The organism is Fibrella aquatica (assembly GCF_041321135.1).
Classification (GTDB): Bacteria; Bacteroidota; Bacteroidia; order Cytophagales; family Spirosomataceae; genus Fibrella; species Fibrella aquatica.
On sequence record NZ_JBGGWF010000006.1, the window covers coordinates 274,684 to 298,391 of the forward strand.

Genomic DNA, 23,708 nt, shown 5'->3' on the forward strand with positions numbered 1-23,708 from the left:
GTGAAAGCGTTGTATACACAACCAAGTAGACTTATTCTTTCAGCTGTTCGTCACGAACACTCTGACGATCAACAGCCAATCCATAAATTTCTAAATTTTGGTTCAACTCAAAGCCAGTATCTTACGGCAATGAAACAGCTATCTACCCTCCTTTTTCTCGTTATATCCTCATCTGCGCTTCTGGCTCAAACCTTCTCCGGTAACTGGCAGGGTGCAATAGCGGCTGTGCAGAATCCGCAACAGGAGTTTCCGTCTAGTATGAGCCTCCGCGTGGCAGGCAACCAGCTTACCGGCTCGGTAACGGCAAAAGTGCCCACTGGCACCGAAACGTACCGGGTAACTGCTCAGATACAAGGCACAGAAGCAGCGGGTACAGTTACCGACCTGGCCGCAGGTACGTCGATGAACCTAGAGATGGTCTTGAAAGACGGGAAACTGATTATAGCTTTTGGCCTTAACCATGTAGCCTCTGTTATGGGCGCGTTCGTCCCGCAAGGGGGCGAAGGCAAAGCAACGGCCCCACAGCCCCGCAACCCCACCGCTGCGGAGCAAGCTGTACCCAACCCCAAAGCCGACGGGCTCCCGCGCAACGCCCGGCTAGTAGGCACATGGGCCCACACGAGCAACTACGGCAGTTCTGGTTTTTACTCATCGACCCGCACCCTGCTGGTTTTTTATCCCGATGGGCGGCTGGGTTCAGGGGGCGGACAAGCCCATGCCAGCTACGAAGGGGTCAACGGTTCATCGAATGTAAATACGGGGGCCAACGCGGTAAACGTGGTACCGGGGGCAGTATGGTACACAAAGGGAGACAAGATATGGGTACACGCTACTCAACAGAAAGTCCCCGACGAAGCCTGGGGTCGGTTTGTGATGACCAGCGATGGCCGGGCTATGCACATCTTCCGAGGAAACAGCCGAACGCTATACGAACGCACAAACTAATGCCATGGTAAACTCTGACTATTAATCTCTTTACATACATAAGCGAATCAGGCGAATAGTGCCAGCCACACGTTTCGAAGGCCCAGAAAAGCCGTTACCAGCACCACCAAACCCATAGCCACGTTTTGCCAGAGGCGGTTACGGTAAGCGGCGGGCATCACCGTTTTGTTGTTGACGGCAATCAGCAGAAAGACCGTAACGATGGGCAACAACAACCCGTTGGCCGCCTGCGCCAGAATAATGACCGGAACCGGTTTCACGCCCAACAGCCCGAAAGTGAGCCCAACGGCCATCACTACAAGCCAAACTACTCGATACGGCATCGACGTTTCAGACCAGCCAAGCAGGCTTTTGGCCGTTACGGCAGCGGCCAGCGGGGCAGTTAGGGCGGAAGTGAACCCGGCCGCAAACAGTCCGAAAGCAAACAATGCACCTGCCCAGCTCCCCAACCGGGCAGTGAGCGTTTGCGCCACGGTTTGGAAGGAGAATGTACCCGAAATCAACGTACCTGACACCAGAATCGCCATTGAAATAAGGCCACCGATTAGCACGGCCAGCCCGATTCCCAGACGCATGTCAACCAGCGCCTGCTCGGGATCACTGCCGCCCTGACTCAGGCCAGAACCAAGAAACAGGTTGTACGGCACAATGGTGGTTCCGATCAAGCCAATTACCAGCACCAGCGAACCGCCCGGCAGCCTGGGCAAGACCAGCGCCTGCGCCAGCTCACCCGCATTGGGCGATGCACTGACGGCCACGTAGGCAAACGCGACGCCCATACCGAACACGATCAGACCCAGAAAATTAGCAATGAGCTGCGTTGATCCCTTAGCCAGCAACGCCACGCAAACCAGCCCAACCAAGCCCGTCAGCACCTTAGCCGACGTGCCCGGAAACAGCATCGACAAGCCCGCCACGGCACCCAGGATATTACCTGCCTGATAAGCCGCACAGCCCAGCGCTACCGCGCCAAACAAACACACAATCAACCACTTGACGCGACCGCCATACACATGCGTAAGTAGTTCGCCCAAACTTAGCCCCGACCCAATGGTTATGCGGGCCGCCGCTTCCTGCAATAGAATAGTCCCAACGGTAGAGAACGTCAGTGCCCACAGCAACGTCAGCCCGAATTGTGAGCCCGCCATAGCGCAGGTAGTCACCGTTCCCGGCCCAATGAACGCCGCCGAAATAACCGACCAGAATAAGATGCTTCCAAGACCGGAGCGTAGGGAGAGAGATTTGGGCATTTTGTTGGGTGCAAAGTTCAACGTCTAAGGTTCAACCGGTCCGCCGGTGCGGTTGAACCTTAGACGTTGAACTTTGAACGCTATTTAAACACACACGAAGCCTCATCAGCCTCGACATAATATGACTTGTAGTTTTTGGCTTTCTTATTCATGCAGCCTTTGAGGTTCAGCACTTTCAGGTTACGGAAGTCGATCGGGTGGCTTTCGGCTTGGAGGGCAATATAGCCTCCTTTGAGTGGCTTTCCAGCTCTGGCGCGCCAATAGGTGGCGTCGGCTACGCCCGCCTGTTCGTAGTCGTTGTCTTTACTGATAAACACAGCGTCGGTGACAGGATGTTCGTAGGCCAGTACCGTTTTGCCTTCCATGCGGTGCTCGATCAGCGAATCGCCCAGCACCAGCACTTCCACAGTCACCCACTGATCGCCGTCGTAGGTTTTCGACGTCGATTCAATGCAGTGCAGCGGGTTCACCTGCCCTTTTTGCTTCACCAACGTACCTGGCGAACACAGATTGGCCGTTGGCCGGGGTTTACCGTTGCTCAGGCCACCCAGCGTTTGCACTTCCAGCGACACCGGAAAATCCTGCTTCAAGCTCACGCTCGCCGCCGATTGCGAATGAAACATAATACCGCTATTCCGCACGTTCCAGCTGGCACCACCGGGCGTTTGGTTGCCCGTAAACCGGTAGTCGAACCGCAGGATGTAGTGCGAAAACGGCTGCTTGAAATACATATGTCCAAACTTCCCATCAAATGTAGAGTACTGGTCATACGCAATACGAATCATGTCCTTTTCGACGCGGAAGGTGTTGCCGTAGTTTTCGCCCAGCGGATAACCGGTGATTTTTATATCCCAGTTACTAAGGTCTTTACCATTGAACAGCGACAGCCATTCTTCTTTGTCCGCTTTCTTTTGCGCAAAAGCGGGAAGGGTGATGAGGGTTACGAGGAGATAGAAAAAAGTCTTCATGTCAGGTAGCACCGAAGCTCCAGCTTCGGTAGTCAAGGCTAGTTTATTACTACCGAAGCTGGAGCTTCGGTACTACTTCTCCCCTACGCCGCCGCCGCCGGGTGTTTCCAGGCGAATGCGTTCGCCGGTGAGCATTTGTCGGGTAAAGAGGCCGGGGAGGGTTTCCTCCTTTCCATCAGGGAAAATCAACGTTTGGCGACCTACTACGCCCGGTTCACCGCCATCGAGGCCGTAAGGTGCCACCAGGCGGTGCTGACTCACGAGCGTGGCCTGTAACGGGGCCAGAAACTCTAGTTCGCGGATAAGTCCGTCGCCGCCACGCCATTGGCCTTCCCCACCCGAACTAGGCCGGAGGCTGAACCGCCACAGCCGCACGGGATAGCGCCGTTCCAGCGTTTCGGGGTCAGTGAGTTTGGTATTCGTCATGTGCTGATGCACACCCGACCGTCCCGCCTGTCCGCGCGTCGCCCCCGCGCCACCACCGATGGTTTCGTAGTAACCCACCGAATCGTTGCCAAACAGAAAGTTGTTCATCGTTCCCTGACTGCACGCCGCCAGCCCCAACGCCTTTAACAACGTATCGACCAGCCGCTGACTGACCTCGGTGTTCCCCCCCACCACCGCCGGGCAGTCGGCTGAATTTTCAGGAAAAATCGGGTTCAGAAACGATGATTCGGGCAAAATAAAGCGTACGGGAGCCATCAACCCTTCGTTGAGCGGAATATTGGTTGCGTCGATCTGCTCGCCGACCCACAGTCGTAATACGTACAGCACCGCCGAATGCAGAATCGATACATTAGCGTTGAGGTTATTGGGATGCACCGCGCCCGTTCCGCGCAAATCGATGGTAAGTTGCTGATTGTCTACCGTCATACGTACCTGAATTGGATGCCCATCATCAAGGGTTTCAATGGCGGTAAATTCCTGCCCGTCATACTGCGTTAACACAGTCCGAATCGCGTCGGCGGCCGATTGCTGGAGCCGCTCCATGTACTGATGAACCAAATCGAGGCCATGCGCCCGCACCAGATTCTGCAAGGCTGTTTCGCCCGCCCGTAATGACGCAATGGCTGCTTCCAGATCGGCCCGGTTCTCGGCCAGCGCACGCGTTGGGTACGTTGCCTGCGAAAAGACGATGTTCAACGGAGTGCTACTTCGTTTTCCGTCAGAAGAGCGGAGTGACACTCCGCTGAACTCATCATCCCATAAAAACTGCCGATTTCGCACCAGAAACTGCGGTTCCAGCACCACCCCTTCTTCAACGAGCGAGGTAGCATCGGGTGGCATAGAGCCGGGTGTTCGTCCGCCAATCTCGGCATGGTGGGCCCGGTTGATTACGTACCCAATCAGCCTGTGGTTTTCATCGAATACACCTTGCAGCAGCGTTACGTCGGGCAAGTGCGAACCGCCATATTTCGGGTGGTTCGTCACCGCCACGTCGCCGGGAGCGAGTGGCGTTCCATCCTGGTCCAGCTTCGCCAGCGTCAGGCGGGCACAAACACCTAGACTACCCAGATGCACCGGAATATGTGGCGCGTTTACCACCAATCGGGCGTTCGCGTCGAGCAGGGCACAGGAGAAATCGAGCCGTTCTTTCACGTTCACCGAAAACGCCGTCCGCTGCAATTGCGCGCCCATCTCCTCAGCAATAGCCCGAAACCGTTGGGTGAAGAGTTCGAGCTGGATGACTACCCTCACCCCCGGCCCCTCTCCCAATGTGGGAGAGGGGGGTAATGCTACGCTTAATAGCGGAGCTACTGTAGTGCGACTCCCCTCTCCCAACGTGGGAGAGGGGCTGGGGGTGAGGGTAGTAACCACCGCCGTCATATCTCCCTGCACCGTTACCTCCCAACCTGCTTCAATAAATGCTGATGACGTCGTATTGAGCAGTAAAGCTGGTCCGGTGAGCGTGTGGCCGGGCTGAAGCGTCGTCCAGTCGTAGACCGGGTACGTGCCTATCTGGGAAACGGGTTTGGCTTCCATTTCTTCGGCGGCGGTGAGCGAGTCTGCTTCGGTCTCGGGGCTGGTTGTTCGTACAGTTACGCGCAGACTTTCGACCTCGATGGATCTTCCAGCGGGCAGGTGACCGTATAATTGTTGGTAATCGCGTTGGAACGCGGCTTCCAGCGTATCAGGTACGTTATCGGCTACGCTGACCGGAATGGTAGTTTCCTGACCTTGCAGCCGCAAAAACAGCGTAGCCTCGACCGACAACGCTACGTCGTGCGCCGGAATATCCTGCCGAAGGGCCGCCGTCGCCTGTTCGGTCAGGTCGTCGATCCAAGGCGAAAGCTGATTGAATATGGTCGAAAGCGGCTGCAGCACGGATCGACTGGCGCGCCGTTCAATCTGCGCCTGACCAATTCCGTAGGCACTTAGCAGCCCACCATCGAAGGGGAGAATGAGTCGGTTCATACCCAATAGCCGGGCAACGGAGCAACCATGTAGCCCACCCGCGCCGCCGAAGACGAGTAGGCTATAGTTGACGGGATCAAAGCCGCGTGAGACTGAGATTTTTCGGATTGTCCCGGCCATTATTTCGTCGGCGATCCGTTCGAAACCCTGCAACAACTCAAGCGCATCGGCAGGTACAGCCTGCCCCGCTGAGGCGGGGTTCGTGGTCTGGCTTACCTGCTCAACAATGGTATCGAGTGCCGCCTGAGCTTTGGCCAGAAACACCGGAATCCCGAACTGCTGCGGGTCTAGTTTACCCAAAAGCAAGTTTACATCAGTAATTGTCAACGGCCCACCCACGCCGTAGCAGGCCGGGCCGGGGTTAGCACCCGCACTCTTGGGGCCGACGCGTAATTGGCCCGTCAATGTATCGAACCAGCAAATAGAGCCGCCACCCGCTGCTACGGTTTCAATGGCCAGTGAAGGCAGTTGCAGGTCGAACGGACCGATGGGCGTTGAGAACCGGTAATCGGGCTGACCGTTTTCGAGTCGGGCCACATCGGTGCTGGTGCCGCCCATATCGAGCGTGAGCAAGGCTTCATGCTGGGCTACGGCTGCTGCACCGATTACGCCCCCCGCCGGACCACTCAGCAAACTATCCTTCGGTTGAAACAGATCGGCCCGAACCAGTCCGCCCGCACTGGTCATCACCCGCACGGCGCGGCCGCCCAATTGCGACTGGACATTATTCAGGTATTGGGCCAGTACCGGCGTCAGGTACGCGTTGATCACGGTTGTCTGCGTACGCGACACATAGCCCGGCGCTGTCGACAGGCTGGTCGATGTACAGACTACGGGAAAACCGGCTTCAGTTAAGGCGTCGGCCAGTTGTTGCTCGTGGGCTGGATTTTGGTAGGCATTCAACAGCGAAATGGCCACAGCTTCGGGTTGTTCGGCATGCAGTTGCGCAATCAGCGACTGTATGGTTTCGATCGAAAGCGTCTGCAAAACCGATCCGTCGGCGGCGATGCGCTCAGGTAATTCGAGCACGGTTTCGTAGAGAATCTCAGCGAGTGGAATGGCGAGTTGAAACAGATCAGGCCGTTGTTGGGTGCCGATCACCAGCAGATCGCGGAAACCTTCTGTCACCAGCAAGGCCACCCGTGCACCTTTCCGTTCGAGCAGAGCGTTGGTGCCTCGTGTGGTTCCCAGCCGCATTTCCAGTTCAGGAAACGGCTGACTCAGCGGTGTTTGCGTTAGTAGCCGAGCCGCCAGTACCGGCGCTTCTTCACCAGAAAAGAGTTCGATGGTAACGGTTTGGCTGGGTACGTTATCCCCGCTGGCCAACGTGAGTTGCCCATCAACGGCCAGCGCCTGAACCAGGTACAGCTTGCCCCGCTGGAGCGGGGTGTTGTCCGTATCAACCACACGCAGCATATAGCCGTCGAAGATTGGCGCGGTCAACCAGGGAGCCACCACTCGGCCGTCGATAAGTTGCCCACGCAGCCGACTGCTGCTTAATACTTTGATGCGATGAATAATCCCGTTTGGGTCGCGGGCGAGGCCATCGGTAAAGGTGCCGCCCGTGTCAATCCAGATTTGCCACATGCCTGCAAATTAGGACGTAACGCGGACTTCAGTCCGCATAGTTGAGCAATAATCATGCGGACTGAAGTCCGCGTTACGGTTGAAACCTCGCTACCGATTCGCCTGTTCTGTTGCTAACTCCCTACTTTCTTTATCTTCGTTAAACCAAGTGTATCTCTATGGAAGCTATCCTTCATACCCCGTCAACGGACGTTAGTCTGAGCCAATTGGCCCAACTGATTCGCGAACAGTTTCCGGCAAAAGAACGGGAGCAACTGGCCAATCTTATTCAGGATGACGCCGCGCCGACGAAAGAACAACTACTCAATCAACTCAAAGAAGACTACATCGCATTGCAAAAAGGCACGCTGAAAACGCGGCCTCTTAAAGATGTATTGAATGAGTTATGATATCCTTACCTCCGAGAATTTTGTCAAGGAGTTGAAGCGATTAGCCAAGAAATACCCGTCGCTTAAACAAGACGTAGAAGTTCTGGGGGAAAGTCTCGCCGAAAATCCAGAACAAGGCTCACCGCTGGGGCGAAACTGCTACAAAATTCGCTTGGCCATCAAAAGTAAAGGTCGTGGTAAGCGAGGTGGTGCCCGAGTAATTTCCTGCGTAGTGGCTTTGCAGGAATCAGTCACGCTCCTGTCTATTTTCGACAAAGCAGATCAGGCAACCATTTCCGACCAAGAGATTGAGCGTTTGTTGATTGAGAATGACTTGGCTTAACTGCCCCCCTACTTCTTCGTGATTACGAACTCTACGCGGCGGTTTTGCTGGCGGCCGGCGTCGGAGTCGTTAGGCGCAACGGGTTTGGTTTCGCCGTAGCCTTTGCTGGCAATACGGTCAGGTTCAACGCCCTTGCCGATCAGGTATTCACGTACGGCGTCGGCGCGGTCTTGCGAGAGCTTAGCGTTTATCTCGTTTGAGCCGGTGTTATCAGTATGCCCGCCCAATTCAATGCCAAGTTTGGGGTTCTCGTTCATCACCACCACCATCCGGTCGAGTTCCGGGGCCGATTCATCGCGCAGGATTGACTTTCCGGTGTCGAAGAAGATATTATTCAGCCGGATAGATTGGCCTACTTCGATCGGAACCAGCTTTAACTCGCGGCCTTTGATCTCGACAAACCCTTTCTTGTCGGTGGGGCCACCAGTCAAGTCCACGTTTTCGCCTTCGGCAATGTAGTTGGGCGTTACGGCCCGCATCGTGTACTTCTGACCATAGGGCAGAATGATCTTGTACTCGCCCGTAGCCGGGTCAGCCGTGGCACGACCTGCTTCAGCCCCATCGGGCAGGGTGTTGTAAATAATTTCGGCGGCAATGGGTCGGCCCGTTTTCTGGTCGATCACCTTGCCCGAAATCATGGCTACCGCACCGGGGCGTGTCAGGTCATCGGCGGCGGGGTTGTTATCGCCACCACCGCCAGCTTTTGCCGGATTTTGCGCCAGCGTAGTCGAATCAGTTCCTCCTCTAGGGTTAGTATCTTCGAAGAGTTTGATCTGAACAATGTCGCCGCCTTTACCGCCCTGTGTGTTTTTGAAGGTCGTCATATAGGCCATATCGCCCAGCGCCGAAATAGAATAATAAGCGTCGTAACCGTCGGTGTTGACCGTAGGGCCAAGATTCTGCGGTTTCGACCAGCGTTTCCAGGTTTTGTCGACCCGGCGGGTTACCCACACATCGTTATCACCTTGTCCACCGGGGCGGTTTGTTGAGAAATAGAGCGTGTTACCATCCGGAGCCAGAAAAGGGGTTGTTTCGGTAAATTCCTCGGTATTCACATCGGCGCCGAGGTTCATCGGCTGGCTCCAGGTGCCGTTTTTCTGGCGGAATGATACGTACAGGTCATCTTTCAGGCCGTTCTTTTTTTCGCTGAACGATAGCAGCAAGGTCTTGCCGTCGACGGTGAGGTAGGCGAAGTCGAACGCGCCTTTGCTCATCTTTTCGTAGTTGGCAATGACCATTTTTTCGGGCGTACTCCAGTTGCCATTCACGCGCTTGCTGACCGAGAAACCGCGCGTTTCGTAGCGGCCGTTTACATACGCTCCCCGTAGCAACAGTGAGTTACCATCGGGTGTAATGCTGAACACGGCGTTGTGGTTGAACTGATTCAGCGGCGCGCCCAACCGGCGGGCAGGGCCCCACTGATTGCTCGGTTGCCAGTCGGAATACCAGATATCAGTGCTGCCGTTGTCTTTGTCGGCAAACATTGTGTTGTTGGGGTGATCTTCGCGGGTGTAATACAGCGTTTTCCCGTCTGGACTGATGAGTGGCGTACCTTCGTTATAGGTCGAATTGACCTGTGGGCCAAGGTTTTCACCTTTATAAGGCAACGCGCTTCCCGCCGCCGCCGGAGCTTGCGCCAGCGCCTGAACGTATCCGGTCAGTAACATTCCGACCGTCAGGCCGTTTATCCATTTCATAGTCAGTGGGCAACTCATTATTCGCTAAACGAAGATAGTGGCTACCTTCGTCTACCAGTTTAACTTCTGAACAGTTTGTGGTTTGTGGTGTGTTGTTTGTGGTTGCGCTGCCAATCTACCAGATTTCGACTTGGCAGCGTAACCACAAACAACACACCACAAACACTTTTCTCCACCAATCTTCATGCCGCAGGCCTATCATTTTATTGCCATCGGTGGGAGTGCCATGCACAACCTCGCTTTGGCCCTTCATCAGCAAGGCCACACCATAACGGGTTCCGACGACGAGATTTATGATCCCGCCAGCACCCGGCTTCAGCAAAAAGGGTTGCTCCCCGCCGAAATGGGCTGGTTTCCTGACCGCGTTCATACCGGACTCGATGCCGTTATTCTGGGTATGCACGCCCGCGTCGACAACCCAGAACTGGAACGAGCCCGCGCCCTGGGCATTACGGTGTTCTCGTATCCCGAATTTATTTTCAGGCAGAGCCAACAGAAACAGCGGGTAGTGATTGCCGGTAGTCACGGCAAAACAACTATTACGTCGATGATTTTGCACGTACTAAAGTACCATCATCGCAAGTTCGATTACCTGGTAGGGGCGCAACTCGACGGATTCGATACGATGGTGAGCCTGACCGACGATACGTCGGCGAATTCAGCACCGGTCATTATCATCGAAGGCGACGAATACGCCTCCTCTCCCATCGACCGTCGGCCGAAGTTTCTGCATTACCAGCCGCACATGGCGCTTATCAGCGGCCTTGCCTGGGACCACGTCAACATTTATCCGACCTACGAAGAATACGTCGATCAGTTTGAATTGCTGGCCGATCAGATGCCCAAATCGGGTGTGCTACTCTTCGACGAGACGGATAATATGCTCGATGTGATTGGCGAAAAAGAACGGCACGACGTGCAGAAGGTGCCTTATCTAGCGCATCCGCACGTGATTCGCAATGGACATACGTACCTGACCACGGCAGCGGGTGGCGAAGTGCCACTACAGGTTTTTGGCCTGCACAACATGAAAAACATCGCCGGGGCTATGGCCGTTTGTGATCGGTTGGCCATTACGGACGAGCAGTTCTACGAAGCTATTCAGACGTTCAGGGGAGCGGCCCGGCGGCTCGAAACGGTGATGCAGGCAGGCGGTAAGATCGTGTACCGCGATTTTGCCCATGCGCCCTCGAAAGTAGAGGCAACGACCGAAGCGGTGAAGGCACAGTATCCCGACAAAAAGCTGCTGGCCTGCGTGGAGTTACATACGTTCAGCAGCCTGAACAAGGCGTTTCTGGCCGAATACCACCAAACGCTCGCCGCGGCCGATATAGCGGCCGTTTATTTCAATGAGCACACGCTGGCCATCAAACGCCTGGAACCCATTTCTCCGTCCGACATTTTGGCTGCTTTCGATAAACCGGGCTTACAGGTTTTCACCGTAACAACTGACCTCGAATCATTTATCAAACAAAACAGCGCCAACGCCGATATATTCCTGATGATGAGTTCAGGTACGTTCGGCGGGATGGATCTGACTAAATTAGTCTAACGTTCAAGGTTCAATGTCTAACGTTGCTTCGCGGCGTTTAAGAAGTTTCCCTAGCGAAGCAACCTTAGACATTGAACCTTAAACATTGAACATTTTTTCCCATGCATAGCATTGTCGTTTACTGTGGTTCTTCACCCGGAACCAAACCTATTTACAAAGAAATAGCTGTTGAACTGGGCCAAAAGATGGCCGAGCGGAACATCCGTTTGATCTACGGCGGAGGTGGATTTGGCCTGATGGGCAACGTGGCCGATACGGTCATCAGCGCAGGGGGTGAAGTGACGGGCGTAATTCCTAACTTCCTGGCCAAGCTGGAGGTGGCTCACCAAACGCTGACAGAGATGCACTTCGTGGAAACGATGCACGAGCGCAAGTATAAAATGGTGACGCTGGCCAAAGGCGTGATTACACTGCCCGGCGGCTACGGCACCTTCGACGAGCTGTTCGAGATCCTGGCCTGGCGTCAATTGAAATTGTATGATGGCCCTATTGCCGTGATCAATGTCAATGGCTATTACGACCTGATGCTTCAACAACTCGACCGTTGCGTAGAAGACGGTTTCCTGAAACCCGAAAACAGAGACCTCCTCATCGTTGTCGAAACCGTGGATGAAGCCCTGGGCGCGATCGAGGCATTCTGGAATGAGATTTAAATTAGTTTGTAGTTTGTAGTCTGTGGTTTGTAGTTGCGCTGCCGATGCACAGATTCGTTGATTAGCAACGCAACCACAAACCTCACACGACAAACGACAAACCACAAACCAATCATGAAGTTCTGCCCCGTTTGCGCTTCGCCGCTGGAAGTCAAAGAAGCTAGCGGTCGCGACCGACTGGTTTGCTCGAAGCCTTGCGGGTACGTCTTCTACGATAATCCGCTGCCGGTGGTGGGGGCTATTGTGGAATACGATAACGATACGGTGGTGCTGACGCAGAACATCGGCTGGCCCGCCGATTGGTTCGGGCTGGTGACGGGTTTTCTGGAACGGGGCGAAGAACCCGCCGATGCCATCCTGCGCGAAATCAGGGAAGAGATTGGCCTCACGCAGGTCGAGATCGTGGAGTTTCTGGGCATTTACACCTTCTACCAGCGCAACGAAATTATTTTCACCTACCACGTTCGCGCCACGGGCGATATTGTGATGGATACCACCGAGCTACAGGCCTATAAGCTCACGCCTATCAGCGAACTTCGTCCCTGGCCCTTCGGCACCGGCCCCGCCGTACGCGACTGGCTGGCGAAGCGGAAAGGGTAACCAGTCTTTTATACACCAAAATCTCGTTATCTTTGTGTATAAATCGACAGGATCATGAGGACGAACATTGACCTAGACGCTACACTTGTTGAGCAGGCACTGAAGCTGAGTAATGCTAAAACGAAGAAAGAAGTAGTGACCTTAGCTTTAGACAACTTCGTTAAGCAACTTCAACGCCAACAACTGCTTTCGTTGCGTGGCAAAGTAGTTTGGGACGGTGATATTGATGCCATGCGTCGTCATTAATGGAGCCTATTCTCGTCGACACAACCGTTTGGGTTGACTGGTTCAAAGGCATCGACAGCCCTCAAACAAATCGTGTAGCTGTTTACCTGGCGGCTAACCACCCAATTTGGATTGCGCCTGTCATCGTACAGGAAACCCTACAGGGTGTTCGTGATGACAAACAATATGAGCTGATCCGGACCAGCTTATTGGCACTCAACTGTTTTCAGGCAGATGCCTTTTTGACTGCCATCGGAGCGGCTGACCTGTACCGAGCGCTCCGCAAAAAAGGCGTGACCATCCGGAAAGCAAATGACTGCCTAATTGCCTATTACGCAATCCAGGCTGATATAACGCTCCTGCACAATGATTCGGATTTTGATTTGATTGCCAGCCAGTCTACGCTAAAAGCCAGCCGTTCCTAATCACCCAAGATGATTGATCTGTAGGGGCGGCCACGATGGGCCGCCCCTACACAAGAACGCCTAGGCACCATAGACCGCTTGTCCAACGGACACCAGATCAACGTTTTGCTACGCCGCTTTCGCTCATACCGCCTACTACTTCTATGTTGGGTAGGGCTTTTTTCAAGGCCGCGATGCCGGACTCGGTGACCTTTGTTTGCCAGACGTAAACACTTCGCAGGGCTTTCAAATCGCTTAGGCTGGTGAGGCCAGCGTCGGTGATGGCGGTGCCGTAGAGATTCAGGTATTCCAGGTACATAAGGCCGGTTAGTTTTTTCAGACCCGCATCGGTAATCTGGGTACGTTCGAGGTGTAGCTTTTGCAGGTTTTTCAGTTTGGCGATCGAAGCCATCGCCGCGTCGGTAATTTGGGTGTCGCCCAGTTTAAGCCATACGATCTGATCAGCTAGTTTGACCAAACCCGCCACTTGAGCGTCGGTCAGCGTGCGTACATTGACCGCACTGATTTCCAGTTGGTTATTTTCTTTCGATAACGGCAGCACCAGTAAACCCGTCTTTTTCAGTTCGTCAATAACTTTTGAATCCGCTGCCGGCACCTTCATCGTCAATACGGGCGACAGGGGCGTGGGACCTGCCGGTTTCGTCTCAGCCAGCAGACCGGCTGAACTACTGATATCCCCACCGGTAGTTTGACCCAGCGACGCCAGCGCCGGCTTTACCGTTTCCGTTACCGCCAAATCGGCCACCTTCTTGTCGAACGACGCGCCCTGATCGATCCACCAGGTGAGCAGGGTTATTTGTTGCTCAATCAGGGGTGTTTTGCCTTTGGGCGGCATGTGGTGCTCATCATCCTCATCGAGCAGACACCGCTTGATCATCTCACTGTCGGCCCCTTTTCCGGCTACGAAAATGGGACCGTCTCCTCCTCCTTTTAGTAGATTTTCTGGCGTATCCATCCGCAGATCGCCTTTCGATTTTTCGGCGTTGTGGCACTGCACACAGCGCGTCTGCAAAATCGGGTTCACGATCTGTTCGTACACCAGCGCCTGATTGACATCGGTGATTGGTTTTGCCTTGAACGCGACACTCGCCGCACGGGGCGGTAAGCCCGCGATGGTACGAAGCGGGCCGGGCGTGTACTGCGTGAGGTAGTCGGAACCATGCGTGAGCGACCCACCATGATGCCCCGCAATCAGCAACGCCACCAGCGACAGCCCCAGTGCAGGCATGTAGAGTACGCTACCAAACGAAAGGCGTTTCAGCAGGAAATCGCTCGTAGCGGCCCAGGCAATCCAGGCGAAAACGGCCACGCCAATGCCCTGCCACATGTGTTCGTCGAGAATTTCCTTGTCGTAGCCACCGCCCAGCGACAGCAGATAGCCGAACACACAAGACAGCGTTGCACTGACCGCCGACCCGAATAGAATCGTGGACATAGTGCCGTTGCTGAGTTGCAGTTTACCCAGCCGCCGCCCCAGTTCGAGAATACCGGCAATGAGCAGAAACCCAATCGGCAAATGCACGATCAGCGGGTGAAACCGCCCGAAAAACAATACCCAATCAGCGGGTTGAGCCTGGAGGAAAAGCATAGGAATTACGAATTACGAGGGACGAATTACGATTTAGCTTCGCTTTTAAGGACGAACTCTGATTCGGCGAAGCAAATCGTAATTCGTCCCTCGTAATTCGTAAATTGTTACGCGCGTTCTAACTTGATTGGGTACGTTTTCCGCGAGGCCCATTGAGCTACGTAGAGGTTTTCGTCGGCGTCGACCAGCACGTCGTGGGGGTGCATGAAGGTCATGAACGAGCGATCTTTGCGTTGCTCCTGAAGTTGGCCATTCAGGTACGTTGGGGCCGAACCACCGGGCGTTGATACCACTTTGTCATTCTTGTCCAGAATCTGAACGTACCCGGAATCGGGGTAGCTGTCGGACGTGCTGCGGAAGACGGCGGCATAGAGCACATCGCCTTTGATAACAGGTCGACACACGTAGGAACCCGGCAGGGCGATGGTGCTGATGTATTTACCGTCGAGGGTAAAGCGTTTCAGGCAGTTATGCCGCCGGTCGGTCACGATCAGCGTTGGTTTCGCTGGGTTGCGCGTATCGACCACAATGCCGTGGCAGCAGTCGAACTGTTCGTTGGCGTTGCCTGCCCCGCCGAAATAGCGAATGAGCTTGCCCGTCCGGTCGAACTGGGTGATGTAGTTCGAGCCGTAACCATCGGCAATGTAGATATCGCCATTGGCCGGGTTGATAGCCGTTTCGGTAGGTTTAAACTTGCCGGGATAGTCGTACACGCCCGTTTCGCGTGGGTAGTCGATCTTCATCAACTCCTTGCCGTTGAGGTCGGTCTTGATAACCTGATGCCGGTCAGTGTCGCAAATGAGCAGGTACTGTTCCGTGCCTTCAGTGCCAATCGAGAGGCCGTGGCCACCGGGGTACGTAGTTCCCCACGAATTCAGCAACTTGCCCGACTTGTCGTAGATCAGTACGTTATTTTTGGTTTCGTTGCCCAGCATAATGATGCGCCCCTTGGCATCTTGCACCATTTCGTGGCAATCATTAACGGGGTTCTTACCGGCATCGAGCACGCCCCAGTTGGCCACGACCCGGTATTTATTAGCGCCGTGTCCAACAACAACGGCTTCTTCTTTACGGCTGGTGAACGCCGGTGCTGTCAGTGCCGCCGACGCCAGGGCGGTATGTTTCAAAAAGGTACGTCTCGATTGCATAGTAGTAGTTTAGGTAGAGTCAGACGATCAATATAGTGTAAAAGGGAGCCAGGGGTTAATTTTCCTGTTATCAGGCCAAAACCCCTTTCACTACTTTACCTGCCACGTCGGTAAGTCGGAACGGGCGGCCCTGAAAATTATAGGTCAGTTTGGTGTGATCGAAGCCTAGTTGGTGCAGGATGGTGGCTTGCAAGTCGTGAATATGGACTTTGTCTTTTACCGCATAGTAACCGATTGGGTCGGTTTCGCCGTAGGTAAGTCCCCGTTTCATGCCGCCGCCCGCCATAAAGACCGTGAAAGCGTCGAGGTGATGATCGCGACCGTGGAAGGCTTGCGTTTGGCCGTCGCGGTTTTCCTGCATGGGTGTCCGGCCAAATTCGCCGCCCCAGACAATCAGCGTATCGTCGAGCATACCGCGCTGCTTCAGGTCATTGATCAACGCCGCCACTGCCTTGTCTGACTCGTTGCACTTTTCCTTCAAACCAATATCGACGGATGTATCCTGACTTGTACCGTGCGTATCCCATCCCCAGTCGAAGAGTTGAATGAAGCGCACACCCCGTTCGGCCAATCGACGGGCAAGCAGGCAGTTACGGGCAAACGAGCCTTTGTTGGGATCAACGCCATAGGCATCGAGAATATACTGCGGCTCACCGCCAATAGCCATCGCATCGGGCACCGACGCCTGCATCTTGAACGCCATCTCGTACTGCGAAATCCGGGTCAGGATCTCCGGGTCTTTGGCTTCCTGATATTCCTGCTCATTAATCTGGTTAATGGCTTCGATCGTCTGCTTCCTGATATCGCGCGACATGCCGTTGGGGTCAGACACGTACAGCACGGGGTCGCCATCCGTCCGGCATTGCACACCCTGGTACACTGTTGGCAGGAAACCACTCCCCCACACCGACTTACCAGCATCCGGTTGTTTTCCACCCGACGCCAGCACGATGAAACCGGGCAGGTTGTCGTTCTCTGAGCCTAATCCGTAGGTCACCCACGAGCCGATGCTGGGCCGACCGAGCCGAGCCGAACCCGTATGCATGAGCAGTTGGGCCGGGGCGTGGTTAAACTGGTCGGTATGCATAGATTTGATGAACGTCAACTCGTCGGCTACGGTCTGCAAATGCGGCATGTAGTCGCTGATCCACGCGCCCGACTGACCATGCTGTTTAAAATTGGCCGTTGAGCCCAGCATCTTCGGCACGCCGCGAATGAAGGCGAACTTCTTGCCCGTCAGCAATTCCTGCGGACAGTCTTTGCCGTTGTATTTCTGGAGCTCAGGCTTATAATCGAACAGTTCGAGCTGACTCGGCGACCCGGCCATATGGATGTAGATCACCCGCTTCGCCTTCGGCGCAAATTGCGACAACCGGGGGTCCATCGACGAAGCGACCGCGTCTGTTCCCGGCATGCTCGCCGCGGCGTTGTCGGCTTTTCCAAACGGATTGCAGCCACCCATAAAGGAGCCCAGCGCCATAGCGCCCAGCCCCGTTGAGCAGGTTTGCAGGAAGTGCCGCCGCGTTTCGCGACGAAGGGCGGCTTGCTGGAGTTCTTTGGCTAGGTTTTGCATTGGTTTGACCCCACCCCCCGGCCCCCTCCCCTGAAAACCAGGGGAGGGGGTGACTGGATAGGTACGTTTTGGTTCTATTAGCTTGCTTTCTTACGTAAGCGTTAATCCATACTGTGCCTTTTCTTCAGCTCCAAGGAGCTTACTTTCCAACGGGATCGTGACCTTTACTCCCCTCCCCTGTTTTCAGGGGAGGGGCCGGGGGTGGGGTCATCGCTGCCAGCCAAAGCTGTCAATTATCATAGCGAGCACTTTTTCAATATCACGCTCAACCTGATCATTCGTAAAGCGAATTGTCTTGATCATGAGTTGAGCCATTGTCGCATCCCGTTCTTCGTCGTGTAACCTTGCTTCGTCCGAGTAATGTACGTTCCCATCTACCTCGACAGCCAATCGTTCGGCGGGGCAATAGAAATCAAGGATATACATACCTACGCTATGTTGCCGCCGAAATTTGCGCCCCATTAACTGACTACTACGAAGCCGCTCCCACAGTAAAGATTCATACCGAGTCGGCTCCTTCCGAAGACCCCGCCGCACCTCCTCTACCGCTTTTCGATTATGTAGTAACTGGCTCATAAAAGATATTTTACCAATAAAACGAATCCATCAAACATGACTTTTCCATCCGTCTAACTAAAATAAATCGCCCAATTTCGCCAATTCAGTCACCCCCTCCCCTGGTTTTCAGGGGAGGGGGCCGGGGGGTGGGGTCACTCCTTCACAATCACCTCATCCAGATTCATCATCGTATTCGCCACCACCATCAAAGCAGCTCGCTTGGGCAACGTACCTGTGCCAGCTACAGCACCCTGCCCGAGCAACGTACCTGCCTCGGTAGGGTGCTTCGCGTAGTAGGTCTCCGTATCGCGGTACAATTTGGTTAGAATAGCCTTCTTTTTCGGCGATAACTCGTGCAACGTCAGGCGGCGGAAACCGGCCTGAATTTGTTGGTCGGGCAGCGAGCCGTGCTGCATCATGTAACTGGAAAGACGTTGGGCGGCTTCTACGTAAACCGGGTCGTTGAGCGTCACCAGCGCCTGTAAGGGCGTATTGGTACGCAAGCGACGAATCTGGCAAAACTCTCGGCTGGGACTGTCGAACGTGATCATCGACGGGTAGGGCGATGTTCGTTTCCAGTACGTGTACAGCGCGCGGCGATACTGCTCGCCGTCTTTGGCCTGTACCCACGCTTCGCCGTTGTAAGGCGACTGCCAGATTCCGTCGGGTTGCGGTGGCATCACACTGGGGCCGTACATCTTCTTGTTCAGCAATCCGCTCACTACCAGCGCCTGATCGCGTACCTGCTCAGCCGACAATCGTACCCGTGGCCCGCGAGCCAGATAGCGGTTATACGGGTCTGCGGCCAGCATGGCGGGTGTAGCGTTCGATTGCTGCCGGTAGGTACTCGACAATACCATTCGTTTCAGCAGTTTCTTCATGCTCCATTGATCGTCGGTGGCAAAGCTGACGGCCAGCCAGTCGAGCAGTTCGCGGTGGGTGGGCTGAATACCCTGCGTGCCCATGTCTTCAACGGTTTCAACGATGCCAGTGCCGAAAAGCTGTTCCCAGAACCGATTCACGGCCACGCGGGCGGTCAGCGGGTGATCGGGGCGGGTCATCCATTGGGCCAGGCCGAGGCGGTTGCGGGGTAATGACTGATCATCACTGTCCATCGGTGGCAACGTACCAGGTACGTCGGGCTTGACTTCGGCACCGGGAGAGAGCCAGCTTCCGCGCACGAACACATGGGTTTTGCGAGCCAGTTCACCCGTTCCGTCGAGCATGATCGGCGTTTGGTCGGGGTTTTTATTGAGCAGACTCAACAGCGTTTTCTCGGCCTGTGGGGCCAGCGAAGGCTGAAACGACACCCATTTCAACATTACCCATTCGGTTGGTTTGGTTGGGCTGTTAAGCGACAAATAAACGGCGTGTTTTCCGGGTACGTTAGGCAGCGTAATAGCCTGTACCGAGTCGCTCCAGGCGCCACCTGTATTTGGCACCGGCACGGTAGTAAGCACGCGCCCCGTGGGGCTGTCGAGTCGGAAAGTCATCTGGGCGCCGGGGGCCGACGTACCCCAGGCCACGTAGAGCCGGGTACGTCCCGCAAGCGTCAGCGGTTTAATGCGGGCTGAGCCGTTGTGCTGCACTCCGAAAAACTTGGCATCGAGCAACGACGCGTTGACGTATTGGTCGAAATCGTGCGAATTGATCTTCGGCTCCACGATCCGGGCCATTTTTTCCACCCGCCGTACCTCAGCCTCCGCCCGCTTCGGATCACGCACCGATTGTCTGACAAACTGCCTCAACTGCACTAACCGGGCCGAATCGTCGCCTTTATAAAAGCGTAACGTGGGCGTTTCGGTGGTTACGTCTTCGTCGCGGGCGTTGTTGAAAAACGCCATGTATTTGTAGTAATCTTCGTGCCGGAAGGGGTCGTACGGGTGGCTGTGGCATTGCACACAGGCAAAGGTGGTACCCTGAAACACATCCCAGGTAGTGTTTACCCGGTCAATGACCGCCGCCACCCGAAACTCTTCGTCCTGCGTGCCGCCTTCATCGTTGTTCATCGTATTTCGGTGGAAACCCGTCGCAATCAGTTGCTCGTCGGTTGCCTTAGGAAGCAGATCGCCAGCCAGTTGCTCGGTCAGAAACTGGTCGTAGGGTTTGTCGGCGTTGAAGGCTTTGATGAGGTAGTCGCGGTAGCGCCAGATTTTACGGCCGGGGTCGCGTTCGTATCCTTTCGTGTCGGCATACCGCGCCAGATCGAGCCACATACCGGCCCATTTTTCGCCGAAAGCAGGTGACGCCAGCATCCGATCGACCTGTTTGGCATACGCTTCCGGCGACGGGTCGGCCATAAATGCGGCGGCTTCCGCTTCAGTAGGAGGTAAACCCGTGAGATCGAGACTGAGGCGGCGCAGGAGCGTGGCTTTGTCGGCGATGGGCGAATGGGTCAGGCCTTTCTCGCGAAGCGCTGAAAGCACAAAATGATCGACCTCGTTTGTTGCCCAGTCGGTTTCTGGGTGCGAGGTCAGGCCCATCCGGCTCCAGATTGTGCCAATGCTGGGTACGTTCGGCAACTCGGTTGGCTGAAACGCCCAGTGATCGCCCCATTCCGCGCCCTGATCGATCCACTTTTTGAGTAGTTCGATCTCATCCGGTTTGAGCGGAGGCGCATCCAGCGGCATCCGCTCCTCGGGATCGGTCAGGCTCAGGCGGCGGATGAGTTCGCTGCCCTCGGCGTCGCCAGGAATAATGGCGGGGTGACCGGATTTGGCAGGAGCAAACGCTTCCTGCTTGAACAACAGCGAAAAGTCAGACGCCTTTTTAACGCCCCCATGGCAGGCAATGCAATTCTTGTTAAGGATGGGTTTGATCTGCGTATTGAAGTCGACAGAAGGTTCAAAAGGGCGCCAAAAGGCGAACGACGCGATAACCGCCACCGCTCCTACTGCACCGATTAATAATCCGTTCGTTCTCATAGTAGTAGAAAGGCATAGGTAGCTTCCAAATACCATAGCGGCATCATATTTCAGTACCAGCCATAGACCAGCAGCTACGCGATTTTACGGAGGTCAGCCTGGTTTAGTATATTTGGTAAAAATCATGCGAAAGGATGTCAGTTTTAGAACAAATTGATAGCAAAGCCAGTCAGTTGCCGCCTGAGCTACAGGCTGAAGTTCTTGATTTTATTGAGTTTTTAGCGATCAAGAAAGTTAAAACGCAACCCATTAATGACGCTCCATCTCCTCAACTGCCCAACAAGCGAGGCGCAGGCAAAGGCATCATTACGTTCATTGCTGATGATTTCGATGCCCCTTTAGACGACCTTAAGGATTATATGTACTAATGCGTTTGCTCGTTGATACCCATATCTTTCTCTGGCATCTTGATGACGACGCCCGGTTGTCAACGGACTGGAGCGTATTGCTTGAAGACGAGCATCACGAGAAGTATTTTAGTATTGCATCGCTTTGGGAGATTGCCATAAAGACGAGCATCGGAAAGCTCACCGTTCGCTATCCGCTTGATCGGATTGTTCCAGGCGATTTTAAGATACTCCCTATTTCTCTGCCACAGTTATTAGTCTATCAGCAATTACCGATGCACCATCGTGATCCATTTGACCGTATCCTAATTGCTCAGGCACAAACTGAAGGATTAACGCTACTAACTCACGATCCCAATTTTCCGCTTTATGACGTGGCACTGCTAAAATGAAACAGTAATACGTACCAAAGAGCCGGCAGATACCATCCGCTGCCCGTCAATCGTTTATCTTTGGATTTACAATACACGCGTTCATCACCTTACATATACTTTATGCATTCATTTCGTGCTGGTCGGCTGACTGGCCTTCTTATGCTGACCGGCCAGTTTGTGCTGGCTCAGGCACCCACCCCATCCGGGCCAACTTCGGCGGCGGCTGTTACCTACGCTCAGACCGTCACAGCGGCTGACCTCGAAAAAAACCTGCGTATTCTGGCCGCCGATGATATGGAGGGCCGTGAAACCGGCACACGTGGTCAGAAAAAAGCCGCAGCATTCATTGCCGGTCAGTTTGCCGCTTACGGCCTGAAACCCGTTGCCAAACAAGCCGATGGTTCGATGGGCTTTCTGCAACCGTTTACACTCTATAAAAAGAATTGGGGCGACCTATACGTAAAAGCGGGCGGTAAGCAATTCACGTACCTGACCGATTTCCTGCTCAATGGCCTGTTCTCGGTGCCAACCGAAACCAACTACGAAACGGTTTTCGTAAACTATGGTATCGTAGACGATAAATTCAATGACTACGAAAACCTCGAAGTAAAAGGGAAAGCCGTGGTGATGCTCGACGGTGAACCTAAAAACGCTGACGGAACATCGGCCATCAATAACACAAAAGAAGGGTCGAAATGGGGTAAGCCTGAAAGCATACGGGCCAAAGTGACAGCTGCCAAAGACAAAGGTGCTGCTCAGGTATTTGTCATTTCAACAGCCGATGCGGCAGCCTTCAAGCAAATGCTGCGCGAGCGGGGTGCTTTGCAACAGCGCTTCAACCGACTATCGCTGAAAGCCGGTGCCGAAAATACTGGCAGCATAGGTACGTTTATGGTTTCTACAGAAATGGGCGCGGCTCTGCTGGGACAGAAGCCTGATAAATTCAAGAAAGCGCTGGACCAAATGGCCAAAATGGGCACAAGCACCATCGGCAAACTGGCCGGTAAAATATCGGTGAAAGGAGAGCGCGTCGATGAGAACGTACAGACCGAAAACGTAGCGGGTTATCTGGAGGGTACCGACAAGAAAGACGAAGTGCTGGTTATTTCGGGCCACTACGACCACATCGGCATCAGCCCCGACGGCCAGATTAACAACGGCGCCAACGATGATGGCTCGGGAACGGTATCAGTAATGGAACTGGCCGAAGGGTTTGCTAAAGCGAAAGCCGAAGGGAAAGGCCCTCGCCGGTCAATCCTGTTCCTGACGGTTGTTGGCGAAGAAAAAGGCCTGCTGGGGTCTGAATACTACGCTGACTTTGCCCCACTTTTTCCGCTCGAAAATACGGTGGCCGACTTGAATATCGATATGGTGGGCCGGGTCGATGACCTGCACAAAGACAAGTCGCCCAACGATAACTTCATCTACGTAATCGGCTCAGACAAACTGTCGAGCGATCTGCACAAGATTAGCGAAGAGCAGAACAATGCCAACACGAAGATGGAGCTGGATTACAAATACAATGACCCGAACGATCCCGAGCGCATCTACTACCGTTCGGATCACTACAACTTCGCCAAGCACAAGATACCCATCATCTTCTACTTCAATGGTCTCCACGCCGACTACCACCGGCCAACGGATGATGTAGAGAAGATCGACTTCAAACTGGCAGAAAAAACGGCCCGTCTGGTCTTTTTCACCGCCTGGGAAATCGCCAACCGTGAAGAACGCCTGAAGGTTGACAGCAACAAGAAGTAAATAAGCGTTTGTTTTGATAAACGGGGGATTGGTGGCAACATCAATCCCCCGTTTTATTTATCCCCCCGCAACGCTGGCCGTAGCTGGCGCGAGCATGTGCTCGTGCCTTTTATATCGCAAGCATTCGCTTGCCGCCCGACAGGGCAATAAGGTAGAGGCGGGCAAATAGAAAGCTTAGAAACGGCTTCTATTCTCTACCATATTGCGCTTTCGCGCTGTGCAAGCGGATGCTTGCAAACTATAGGCACGAGCAAATGCTCGCGCCAGTGCTGCGGAAGCAACCTGCTTATTTTAAAAAGCCATTGTCAGTCAATATATTACGGCGAAGCCAGCTGGCGCGAGCATGTGCTCGTGCCTTTTATATCGCAAGCCGGGACGCCGGACCAATCCGCTTGCACAGCGCGAAA

The 23,708-nt window shown here is 54.4% G+C and carries 20 protein-coding genes; 11 read left to right on the forward strand and 9 right to left on the reverse strand.

The annotated features are described in order from the left end of the window. The first annotated feature begins 129 nt into the window (after window positions 1-129). Window positions 130-945, forward strand: coding sequence for a hypothetical protein (locus ACAW87_RS16275; protein ID WP_370724693.1), 816 nt, complete (start codon window positions 130-132; stop codon window positions 943-945). A gap of 47 nt (window positions 946-992) precedes the next feature. On the opposite strand, the gene ACAW87_RS16280 is transcribed toward ACAW87_RS16275, so the two are convergent. The 3 genes from ACAW87_RS16280 to ACAW87_RS16290 all read right to left on the reverse strand — a co-directional run bounded on the left by ACAW87_RS16280 (window position 993) and on the right by ACAW87_RS16290 (window position 7,165). Next, the gene (locus tag ACAW87_RS16280) at window positions 993-2,195 is read right to left on the reverse strand and encodes an Nramp family divalent metal transporter (protein WP_370724694.1); all 1,203 of its coding nucleotides are present in this window, start codon (window positions 2,193-2,195) and stop codon (window positions 993-995) included. 80 nt (window positions 2,196-2,275) lie between these two features. Continuing rightward, window positions 2,276-3,163 carry a 3-keto-disaccharide hydrolase gene (locus ACAW87_RS16285; protein WP_370724715.1) on the reverse strand — a complete coding sequence of 296 codons (888 nt, stop codon included), beginning with the start codon at window positions 3,161-3,163 and terminating at the stop codon, window positions 2,276-2,278. A 72-nt stretch (window positions 3,164-3,235) separates the two neighbouring features. Continuing rightward, on the reverse strand, window positions 3,236-7,165 hold the full coding sequence (locus tag ACAW87_RS16290; RefSeq protein WP_370724695.1) for a hydantoinase B/oxoprolinase family protein: 3,930 nt from the start codon (window positions 7,163-7,165) through the stop codon (window positions 3,236-3,238). A 158-nt stretch (window positions 7,166-7,323) separates the two neighbouring features. Between ACAW87_RS16290 and ACAW87_RS16295 the strand changes: the two genes are divergently transcribed. Next, entirely contained in the window at window positions 7,324-7,554 is a 231-nt protein-coding gene (locus ACAW87_RS16295) for a hypothetical protein (protein WP_370724696.1), read from the forward strand. After that, window positions 7,544-7,876: a type II toxin-antitoxin system RelE/ParE family toxin gene (locus ACAW87_RS16300; RefSeq protein ID WP_370724697.1), complete on the forward strand. Its 333-nt coding sequence runs from the start codon at window positions 7,544-7,546 to the stop codon at window positions 7,874-7,876. The genes ACAW87_RS16295 and ACAW87_RS16300 overlap by 11 nt, the downstream gene beginning before the upstream one ends. Before the next feature lie 8 nt (window positions 7,877-7,884). Here ACAW87_RS16300 and ACAW87_RS16305 read toward each other — a convergent pair whose 3' ends face one another. Continuing rightward, window positions 7,885-9,573 carry an OmpA family protein gene (locus tag ACAW87_RS16305; RefSeq protein ID WP_370724698.1) on the reverse strand — a complete coding sequence of 563 codons (1,689 nt, stop codon included), beginning with the start codon at window positions 9,571-9,573 and terminating at the stop codon, window positions 7,885-7,887. Window positions 9,574-9,757: 184 nt separating this feature from the next. Here ACAW87_RS16305 and ACAW87_RS16310 point away from each other — a divergent pair, with 184 nt between their 5' ends. The 5 genes from ACAW87_RS16310 to vapC all read left to right on the forward strand — a co-directional run bounded on the left by ACAW87_RS16310 (window position 9,758) and on the right by vapC (window position 13,028). Then, on the forward strand, window positions 9,758-11,125 hold the full coding sequence (locus ACAW87_RS16310) for a UDP-N-acetylmuramate--L-alanine ligase (RefSeq protein WP_370724699.1): 1,368 nt from the start codon (window positions 9,758-9,760) through the stop codon (window positions 11,123-11,125). 101 nt (window positions 11,126-11,226) lie between these two features. After that, entirely contained in the window at window positions 11,227-11,778 is a 552-nt protein-coding gene (locus ACAW87_RS16315; protein ID WP_370724700.1) for an LOG family protein, read from the forward strand. A 114-nt stretch (window positions 11,779-11,892) separates the two neighbouring features. Next, complete coding sequence (locus ACAW87_RS16320) at window positions 11,893-12,378, forward strand: NUDIX domain-containing protein (protein ID WP_370724701.1); 486 nt, start codon at window positions 11,893-11,895, stop codon at window positions 12,376-12,378. A gap of 54 nt (window positions 12,379-12,432) precedes the next feature. Beyond that, window positions 12,433-12,624 carry a type II toxin-antitoxin system VapB family antitoxin gene (locus ACAW87_RS16325; RefSeq protein ID WP_370724702.1) on the forward strand — a complete coding sequence of 64 codons (192 nt, stop codon included), beginning with the start codon at window positions 12,433-12,435 and terminating at the stop codon, window positions 12,622-12,624. Beyond that, the gene (vapC, locus tag ACAW87_RS16330; RefSeq protein ID WP_370724703.1) at window positions 12,624-13,028 is read left to right on the forward strand and encodes a type II toxin-antitoxin system VapC family toxin; all 405 of its coding nucleotides are present in this window, start codon (window positions 12,624-12,626) and stop codon (window positions 13,026-13,028) included. Before ACAW87_RS16325 ends, vapC begins: the two co-directional genes overlap by 1 nt. Before the next feature lie 97 nt (window positions 13,029-13,125). Here vapC and ACAW87_RS16335 read toward each other — a convergent pair whose 3' ends face one another. From ACAW87_RS16335 to ACAW87_RS16355, 5 genes are all read right to left on the reverse strand, one after another. Further along, the gene (locus ACAW87_RS16335; RefSeq protein WP_370724704.1) at window positions 13,126-14,616 is read right to left on the reverse strand and encodes a c-type cytochrome domain-containing protein; all 1,491 of its coding nucleotides are present in this window, start codon (window positions 14,614-14,616) and stop codon (window positions 13,126-13,128) included. 107 nt (window positions 14,617-14,723) lie between these two features. Then, window positions 14,724-15,764 carry a 6-bladed beta-propeller gene (locus ACAW87_RS16340; protein ID WP_370724705.1) on the reverse strand — a complete coding sequence of 347 codons (1,041 nt, stop codon included), beginning with the start codon at window positions 15,762-15,764 and terminating at the stop codon, window positions 14,724-14,726. Between the two features lie 70 nt (window positions 15,765-15,834). Next, window positions 15,835-17,337, reverse strand: a complete 1,503-nt coding sequence (locus tag ACAW87_RS16345; protein WP_370724706.1) for a DUF1501 domain-containing protein — start codon at window positions 17,335-17,337, stop codon at window positions 15,835-15,837. A 207-nt stretch (window positions 17,338-17,544) separates the two neighbouring features. After that, a complete protein-coding gene (locus ACAW87_RS16350; protein ID WP_370724707.1) occupies window positions 17,545-17,913 on the reverse strand; it encodes an endonuclease domain-containing protein in 369 nt (122 codons plus the stop codon). 134 nt (window positions 17,914-18,047) lie between these two features. Continuing rightward, window positions 18,048-20,819 carry a DUF1553 domain-containing protein gene (locus ACAW87_RS16355; protein ID WP_370724708.1) on the reverse strand — a complete coding sequence of 924 codons (2,772 nt, stop codon included), beginning with the start codon at window positions 20,817-20,819 and terminating at the stop codon, window positions 18,048-18,050. 134 nt (window positions 20,820-20,953) lie between these two features. Between ACAW87_RS16355 and vapB the strand changes: the two genes are divergently transcribed. The 3 genes from vapB to ACAW87_RS16370 all read left to right on the forward strand — a co-directional run bounded on the left by vapB (window position 20,954) and on the right by ACAW87_RS16370 (window position 23,301). Further along, window positions 20,954-21,187, forward strand: coding sequence for a type II toxin-antitoxin system VapB family antitoxin (gene vapB / locus ACAW87_RS16360; protein WP_370724709.1), 234 nt, complete (start codon window positions 20,954-20,956; stop codon window positions 21,185-21,187). Further along, window positions 21,187-21,558 carry a type II toxin-antitoxin system VapC family toxin gene (locus ACAW87_RS16365; protein WP_370724710.1) on the forward strand — a complete coding sequence of 124 codons (372 nt, stop codon included), beginning with the start codon at window positions 21,187-21,189 and terminating at the stop codon, window positions 21,556-21,558. Before vapB ends, ACAW87_RS16365 begins: the two co-directional genes overlap by 1 nt. A gap of 102 nt (window positions 21,559-21,660) precedes the next feature. After that, on the forward strand, window positions 21,661-23,301 hold the full coding sequence (locus tag ACAW87_RS16370; protein WP_370724711.1) for a M28 family peptidase: 1,641 nt from the start codon (window positions 21,661-21,663) through the stop codon (window positions 23,299-23,301). Window positions 23,302-23,708 lie beyond the last annotated feature (407 nt).

Bases quoted from the DNA above. Each gene is read 5' to 3' on its own strand.
- ACAW87_RS16275 (WP_370724693.1), top strand. From the start codon at position 130: ATGAAACAGCTATCTACCCTCCTTTTTCTCGTTATATCCTCATCTGCG.
- ACAW87_RS16280 (WP_370724694.1), bottom strand. From the start codon at position 2,195: ATGCCCAAATCTCTCTCCCTACGCTCCGGTCTTGGAAGCATCTTATTC.
- ACAW87_RS16285 (WP_370724715.1), bottom strand. From the start codon at position 3,163: ATGAAGACTTTTTTCTATCTCCTCGTAACCCTCATCACCCTTCCCGCT.
- ACAW87_RS16290 (WP_370724695.1), bottom strand. From the start codon at position 7,165: ATGTGGCAAATCTGGATTGACACGGGCGGCACCTTTACCGATGGCCTC.
- ACAW87_RS16295 (WP_370724696.1), top strand. From the start codon at position 7,324: ATGGAAGCTATCCTTCATACCCCGTCAACGGACGTTAGTCTGAGCCAA.
- ACAW87_RS16300 (WP_370724697.1), top strand. From the start codon at position 7,544: ATGAGTTATGATATCCTTACCTCCGAGAATTTTGTCAAGGAGTTGAAG.
- ACAW87_RS16305 (WP_370724698.1), bottom strand. From the start codon at position 9,573: ATGAAATGGATAAACGGCCTGACGGTCGGAATGTTACTGACCGGATAC.
- ACAW87_RS16310 (WP_370724699.1), top strand. From the start codon at position 9,758: ATGCCGCAGGCCTATCATTTTATTGCCATCGGTGGGAGTGCCATGCAC.
- ACAW87_RS16315 (WP_370724700.1), top strand. From the start codon at position 11,227: ATGCATAGCATTGTCGTTTACTGTGGTTCTTCACCCGGAACCAAACCT.
- ACAW87_RS16320 (WP_370724701.1), top strand. From the start codon at position 11,893: ATGAAGTTCTGCCCCGTTTGCGCTTCGCCGCTGGAAGTCAAAGAAGCT.
- ACAW87_RS16325 (WP_370724702.1), top strand. From the start codon at position 12,433: ATGAGGACGAACATTGACCTAGACGCTACACTTGTTGAGCAGGCACTG.
- vapC (WP_370724703.1), top strand. From the start codon at position 12,624: ATGGAGCCTATTCTCGTCGACACAACCGTTTGGGTTGACTGGTTCAAA.
- ACAW87_RS16335 (WP_370724704.1), bottom strand. From the start codon at position 14,616: ATGCTTTTCCTCCAGGCTCAACCCGCTGATTGGGTATTGTTTTTCGGG.
- ACAW87_RS16340 (WP_370724705.1), bottom strand. From the start codon at position 15,764: ATGCAATCGAGACGTACCTTTTTGAAACATACCGCCCTGGCGTCGGCG.
- ACAW87_RS16345 (WP_370724706.1), bottom strand. From the start codon at position 17,337: ATGCAAAACCTAGCCAAAGAACTCCAGCAAGCCGCCCTTCGTCGCGAA.
- ACAW87_RS16350 (WP_370724707.1), bottom strand. From the start codon at position 17,913: ATGAGCCAGTTACTACATAATCGAAAAGCGGTAGAGGAGGTGCGGCGG.
- ACAW87_RS16355 (WP_370724708.1), bottom strand. From the start codon at position 20,819: ATGAGAACGAACGGATTATTAATCGGTGCAGTAGGAGCGGTGGCGGTT.
- vapB (WP_370724709.1), top strand. From the start codon at position 20,954: ATGTCAGTTTTAGAACAAATTGATAGCAAAGCCAGTCAGTTGCCGCCT.
- ACAW87_RS16365 (WP_370724710.1), top strand. From the start codon at position 21,187: ATGCGTTTGCTCGTTGATACCCATATCTTTCTCTGGCATCTTGATGAC.
- ACAW87_RS16370 (WP_370724711.1), top strand. From the start codon at position 21,661: ATGCATTCATTTCGTGCTGGTCGGCTGACTGGCCTTCTTATGCTGACC.